Below are 5,584 nucleotides of genomic sequence, written 5' to 3' on the forward strand. Positions count from 1 at the left end.
AAACGGCTTCATTCGCCGTCAGCCCGGCGTTCCCCGAAGCATCGAGATTCTCCTGCCACCCGAAAACTTGCCGATCCTCGAATGGCTCGGTATCAAAACGTCAAAATCACTGTGATGAACCACTAGGTTGCCAAGCAGCTTTTCGACATAGAAGTGATTGCGATACATCGCGGTCAATGCCAGCGTCTTCTCCGCCCCGCCTGGGTACGACCTTGAAGCTCATGAAGCTAAGGCACTGTCCGCCATATGGGGAATTATCGACATCCCGGACGGGATCGAACAGCGAAAGCTCGAACTTGTTCAGAGCTCGCACGTCCTCACTCTTCAGGCGCGCAACGATGTCCCAAAGCTGATTGGGCGCGTCACCCTCGGCCACCGGATATTGAATCATGCGCTCGAAATAATACCCGGACCAACGCTCGCTTCGGCGAACTTTCTTCAGAACATTGTCGCGGAAAATATCGAAGAAGGCGGGAGCGCCATAGCGGTGATAGAGGCCGGCCGGAAAAATGGTGTTCGCCACCGTCTCCACGGACTTCTCGTAGGCAGAAAGAAACTCGTCGACGATTGCGATCCGGGAGTCTCCCAGAGTCGCATTGGCGATCGGATCCACGACGTCAATGATCACGTTGTAGGCCGAGTGGCCCGGTCGGGCATCGACGGCGCGCACGGCTTCGCGCCAGGCGCTCGCGCAGTCAGGCTGCGATGGGATCGGCAGGTACATCGACCTCCTCCAACAAGGTTGCGGCCGCATAGATGCGTGGGCCAAGGAACCGCTCGGTAAGCCAGCCGTAGCCCGCATCGCCCCAGCTCGGCCCCCAACTATTGCGCACCAACACGGCACGCTGGCCGTCGACCTTCCCATAGCCGACCGCCACCACCGCGTGGCGGCGGTCAGGCTCGGGTTGCTCGCCGGGCGATGGATCGACGACACCTTGAGGGTTACGCTGATAGAAGGCGCGCGACAGCATCGTCAGGACGATCACCGGGCGCCCTTGGTCCAATTCCTGAATGACGTGGTCGATCGAGTGGGTAGCGACCGCGCCATTGCGGCCGAACAGCTTGCCGATCTCGCGCGGCGGCGCCCATGACGCCGCAACTGCGGGCGTTGCGGATAGATAGGGCCAGCTGCTTTCTTCGGGTTGCCCATCCTTGCGAAGCGCCTCTAGCATCGAAGACAGGAGCGCGCCCGTGTCCGGCGCCCGGCCGGCGCGCCGCTGCGCCTGATAGAAGGCATATTCGCAGGACAACGGCGCCCAGCCCTCACGCAGAGCGGCATGTGCATCGCTCGCCGCGAAGGCAAGGCAGGTAGGGCGCGCGCCTTGATTGCGGGCGGTGCCGAAAGAAGCCCGCAGATCGACAGAGATCGTGATGTCGCTCATGCCGCCTCAAGCAGGCTCCGCCGCTCAGCGCGCGAAAGCCCCTCTTGCTCGGGGCCGGTCAGATCGACTTCCACCGCAAGGGTCGAGAGCGGGGGATCAGGATCCCAAGGGCGGCGTTCGTCGATGGCGAGGCGTCCTCGATAGGTGTTCGGTGGCGTAGCTGTCACGCGCCTAATGACAGGGCCGCCAACGCCATCGGCGTCAATCGCTTGCAGATCATCGCGAACGACGGCGAAGCCGCTCTCCTTGAGCTGATCGATGTCCCAGAGATAACCTCCACCGCTGTGTTCCTCGAGCTTGAGGACGAACAGGTCATTGCGGCTTCCATCGATTCGCGCCCCCGCGTCGCGCTCGGTGAGCAGCCAGACATCCCCCCGGTAGTCTTGCGGCTGATAGGCCTCCAGCAAGGCGACCTTCATCTCACGCGGCTGAGTCCGGAGAAGCTCCCGAGCCAGCGCTTGCTGGATGAAGCCGTGGCGGGCAAGTGTCCAGCAGACCGCCTCGTAACTTGCCCCCATTCGCAACGAGAGCTGATAGACAACATTCGGCCGACGGAAATCGAGAACGGTCCAACCCTGGCGAGCGGCATGCCAAGCGACCAGCCAGCGGGGCATCATGAACTCGACCGCGAATGCGTTGGCCTCGACCTCCTGGAAGTCGCCGCTCGGCTGCGCCTGCAGTGGCATTCGCCGCAGGATGTTGTCGTCGTCCAGGCTTGGTTGGTGTTGTAGGCGAAAGTGGCCCAGTTCGTGGGCAGCGGTGAAGCGTTGGATGCTCATCGGGCGCTGGGTCGTGACGAGGACGCCCGGTACAGGGTCGCTCAGATAAGCGCCGAGGAGCCCTTGAAGGGGCCGTACGAGTAATGGCAAGTCCAACGCGTGGATTGTCGCGAAGATGTCGACGTTACCGCCGGCCGCCTCAATCTGCTGACGCAGGCCGCGTTGCTGATGCAGCCGCGCCGCGGCCATCGTGCCAGCGCGGACAGCGCTCGGATAATCTGCGGCCACCATCGATCAGCCTCGTGGGGCGCGCGACCGTGCGCGCAGGTATTCGGCGAACCGTCCAAGTTCGGTGCGATCCTGCTCCGACAGGTCGGCCGCCTGCCGGGCCAGATGCGCCACATCGATTGGCAGGCTCGCGGCAGCGTCCTCTCCGGTAAAGTATCCCACCGGCTGGCGGTACAGTTTGGCCAGGCGCGCCAGTTCGATCGCCTCGACGCGACGTTGACCATTCTCAATGTCAGTGAGGGCTGTTCGCGGGATTTTCAGGTAGGCCGCGACTTCCTCCTGCTTGAGACCGAGATACTTACGAGCTTCGCGTAGCCGATCGCCCAGGCGCTGGCGCGCTTCGTCATCACTATCCTGATGAACTGCAAGACCGGTCATGGCTTCGCTCCTTTCTTCTTCGTCCACTCTTTCTCCAAACGGGGTAGTAGCTGCCCGAGTGCGCTGTCGACCGAAGTGTATCCACCTGCCCGGACGACGCTTTCAGGCAGCTCGAACCCGACAATCGGCTCAACTGCGCATAGGATTGAAACGATCACCAACGAGTCCACGTGAACGGATGCTTTGGCGATATCTGCCGGAGCCGCAGGCAAGGTCATGCCCCTAATCGATGCCTCAATTTTCACGGCCTCGACCAATTCGTCGCGCAGTTTTGCCTCGACGGCGGCCAAGGGGAACGGCACAATCTTGACGGGCGGCGGGGCGAGTGTGGTGGCTACCATCGCTGTGTCTTTCTAGGACCAACAGCGAGTATAATGTCTGATTTCCCGACATGCAACAGCTATAATCCCTCTCGGTCGAGGGCGCATCAGCGCCCGAGGCGGTGCAGTCGGAAGAGCTTTTCGAAGAAATCGGTGTTCCTCGGTTCAGCGCCCTCGCCGACCAGCTCATTCGCTCCGAATCGGTAGACCTCATAGCCGGCGAGCCGCAACTTGCGGTCAGCCGATACCATGTCAGCATAGGCCTCCAACGACGGATGACCATTCTCGGAGAAATGATGCTTTCCATCCACGTCGAGCACGATCCGTTGGCTCTCGGAGAAGGGCCGATGCGCTTTCTTTGGCAGCCGACCTAGTGAACGGTCCGGATTTTCCCGGAAATCCGCCGGAGATAGCCGAGCGATACGGATGTCGACCAGACGCATCAATTCGGCTATCGCCTATCTCGCCAACCGGGATCTCGTTGTGGAGAGCCAGGCGTTGGGTACGCATCCTTGGGGTACTACCTGGATTCGGAAGACTGATGCGACCCACCGGTTCGTAAAGACCAGAGCGGGCGACAAAATCTTCAGAGACAGCGCGGACGGCCACGGGCGATCTGGCCTTGCCAAATCATGGTGCCTCCATCATCGGGAACAGCTCCCAACAGGGGGGTGCCTCCCGTTTAAAAGAGAAACTGGAAGACAATGACGAATACCGTAGCGGTCGGCGATGAATTACGGGATCATGTAATTTTGCTTTTGGAAGCCCGCGGCTACAGGGTAGAGCGTGAGGTTCGTTTTGACACCAAGAGAATAGATGTAGTCGTTCACATTGAGGACCAACCGGTTGAACAACGTTTCGCGATCGAATGTCGCAACCTCGATCGCAATTTGGGTCAGGACGATGTTGAGCAGGTCTACGCTGCCCATCTCTCCCTGATCAATCAACGAAAGATCGATGGCGTATGGATTGTGGTCAGGCGCGACTTTTCACCAGAAGCGCGCAACTATGCACGGAATCAGTTTGGCCTGACTCTTTTTTCTATCGCAGAGTTTGAGGAGCAACAGTTTCGTTTTCGTCGCTATGTGCGCCAACTTATGGAAATGTTCTCCGAGGAGGACTTGGAGCACTACTACATCCCACAACGGTTCGGTGACGGAGCACTACTGTCTGAGCGCGTTCTGAGCTGGGTGGACGGAGACGACTCTCGCCCCATCGCAATTCTCGGCGGTTATGGGATGGGGAAGACCTCGTTTTGCAAGTATTTGGTTTCCCTTCTGGGCAAGCTATATCTCGACAATTACAGCCATCGCGTTCCTATCTACATTCGGCTTTCCGAGATTGCGAAAGAGCAGGACTTGGACGGCCTCGTGTCGAAAATGCTGGCTTCGCGTTATCGACTTGCGAACTACAATTTTCAGGACGTTATGAGCCTGAACAAGCGCGGCAAGTTCGTGTTCATCTTTGACGGCTTCGACGAGATGAAGCATGCGCTGACTTGGGAGCAATTCACGTTCAATTTCAAGCAAATTAACCGCACAGTGACTGGCAACTCACGTGTGATTATCGCGGGCCGGCCCAACGCTTTTCTCTCTGACGCGGAACATTCTTGGGCGCTTCGGGGAACGAAGATATCGGGCTACCGCAATTGGCGCATGCCGGACAGCCAGGATTTTCTCACGACGAGTTGACCTGAGCCCCTGAACTTCCTCCAAAAATGGGTAGAATCCGTCCACCTTGAGGGAGACGGAGATGAAGCAGTCGAGGTTCACGGAAGAGCGGATCATTGCGGTGCTGCGGGAGCACGAGGCAGGATCGAAGACCGGTGATGTTTGCCGGAAGCACGGGATCAGCAGCGCGACGTTCTACAAGTGGAAGGCCAAGTATGGTGGCCTGGACGTATCCGAAGCTCGACGCCTCAAGGTCCTTGCCGACGAGAATGCGAAGCTGAAGAAGCTGTTGGCCGAGGCGATGCTCGACAACGCCATGCTAAAGGACCTCAATTCAAAAAATTGTATGACCCGCCCCGCCCGTGCAAGGGTCGTTTCGATCAGGACGATGCAGTCTGCACAAATGTATCCGGCCTCTTGCAAGTGGGCCGCTGTTGCGGCCAGGCCATGATGAGATCCGCGCGTGCCGTTCCCAGATAAATGGTCCGGGCTCAAAACCCGCTTTTTTGCACAGGGCTTACGGCGCGCCGATCGACTGTCTCGTCATCACTTTCACGAGCCTCGCAGTCTGGAACAAACGGGATCAGCTAAAGGCCGGATCCCGCCGTTCGTAGCTTGCGCCGGGCTTAGTCATCACTACCCATGCGATCCGCGCAATCTTTGCCGCCAAGGCGACGGTGACCTTGTTGGTGTGCATGCGGGGGATGTCCCGATCGCTGTTGAACTACGTCGGGCCGACGTTGCCGGAATGAATGTTACGCGGCCCTTGTGACATGGGCAACGGGCTTGATCGTCATGGGATTGTGGTGAGCTTGAAGGGCCGCACG

At 59.2% G+C, this 5,584-nt stretch carries 7 protein-coding genes and 2 pseudogenes; 2 read left to right on the top strand and 7 right to left on the bottom strand.

The genetic code is table 11. The features are described from left to right. Nucleotides 1–106: 106 nt before the first annotated feature. From ACZYOF_RS41705 to ACZYOF_RS41730, 6 genes are all read right to left on the bottom strand, one after another. A complete protein-coding gene (locus ACZYOF_RS41705; RefSeq protein ID WP_463719389.1) occupies nucleotides 107–724 on the bottom strand; it encodes a hypothetical protein in 618 nt (205 codons plus the stop codon). Then, complete coding sequence (locus ACZYOF_RS41710; protein ID WP_394570167.1) at nucleotides 696–1,382, bottom strand: C1 family peptidase; 687 nt, start codon at nucleotides 1,380–1,382, stop codon at nucleotides 696–698. The genes ACZYOF_RS41705 and ACZYOF_RS41710 overlap by 29 nt, the downstream gene beginning before the upstream one ends. Then, complete coding sequence (locus tag ACZYOF_RS41715) at nucleotides 1,379–2,392, bottom strand: ImmA/IrrE family metallo-endopeptidase (protein ID WP_394570168.1); 1,014 nt, start codon at nucleotides 2,390–2,392, stop codon at nucleotides 1,379–1,381. Before ACZYOF_RS41715 ends, ACZYOF_RS41710 begins: the two co-directional genes overlap by 4 nt. Before the next feature lie 3 nt (nucleotides 2,393–2,395). Further along, nucleotides 2,396–2,794, bottom strand: coding sequence for a helix-turn-helix domain-containing protein (locus ACZYOF_RS41720; protein WP_463719390.1), 399 nt, complete (start codon nucleotides 2,792–2,794; stop codon nucleotides 2,396–2,398). After that, nucleotides 2,764–3,108 (bottom strand): hypothetical protein, encoded by a 345-nt coding sequence (locus tag ACZYOF_RS41725; RefSeq protein ID WP_463719391.1) that lies wholly within the window; start codon nucleotides 3,106–3,108, stop codon nucleotides 2,764–2,766. The genes ACZYOF_RS41720 and ACZYOF_RS41725 overlap by 31 nt, the downstream gene beginning before the upstream one ends. Nucleotides 3,109–3,194: 86 nt before the next feature. After that, complete coding sequence (locus tag ACZYOF_RS41730) at nucleotides 3,195–3,530, bottom strand: hypothetical protein (RefSeq protein ID WP_463719392.1); 336 nt, start codon at nucleotides 3,528–3,530, stop codon at nucleotides 3,195–3,197. Nucleotides 3,531–3,791: 261 nt separating this feature from the next. On the opposite strand from ACZYOF_RS41730, the gene ACZYOF_RS41735 reads away from it, so the two are divergent. Next, the gene (locus ACZYOF_RS41735) at nucleotides 3,792–4,778 is read left to right on the top strand and encodes an NACHT domain-containing protein (protein WP_463719393.1); all 987 of its coding nucleotides are present in this window, start codon (nucleotides 3,792–3,794) and stop codon (nucleotides 4,776–4,778) included. A 61-nt stretch (nucleotides 4,779–4,839) separates the two neighbouring features. Continuing rightward, nucleotides 4,840–5,127: pseudogene (locus tag ACZYOF_RS41740) on the top strand (transposase); the annotation flags it as partial. A gap of 213 nt (nucleotides 5,128–5,340) precedes the next feature. Here the strand turns inward: ACZYOF_RS41740 and ACZYOF_RS41745 are convergent. After that, a pseudogene (locus tag ACZYOF_RS41745) lies at nucleotides 5,341–5,457 on the bottom strand (IS110 family transposase); the annotation flags it as partial. Nucleotides 5,458–5,584: the final 127 nt, after the last annotated feature.

This window comes from Bradyrhizobium sp. LeoA1Lang (assembly GCF_055413685.1).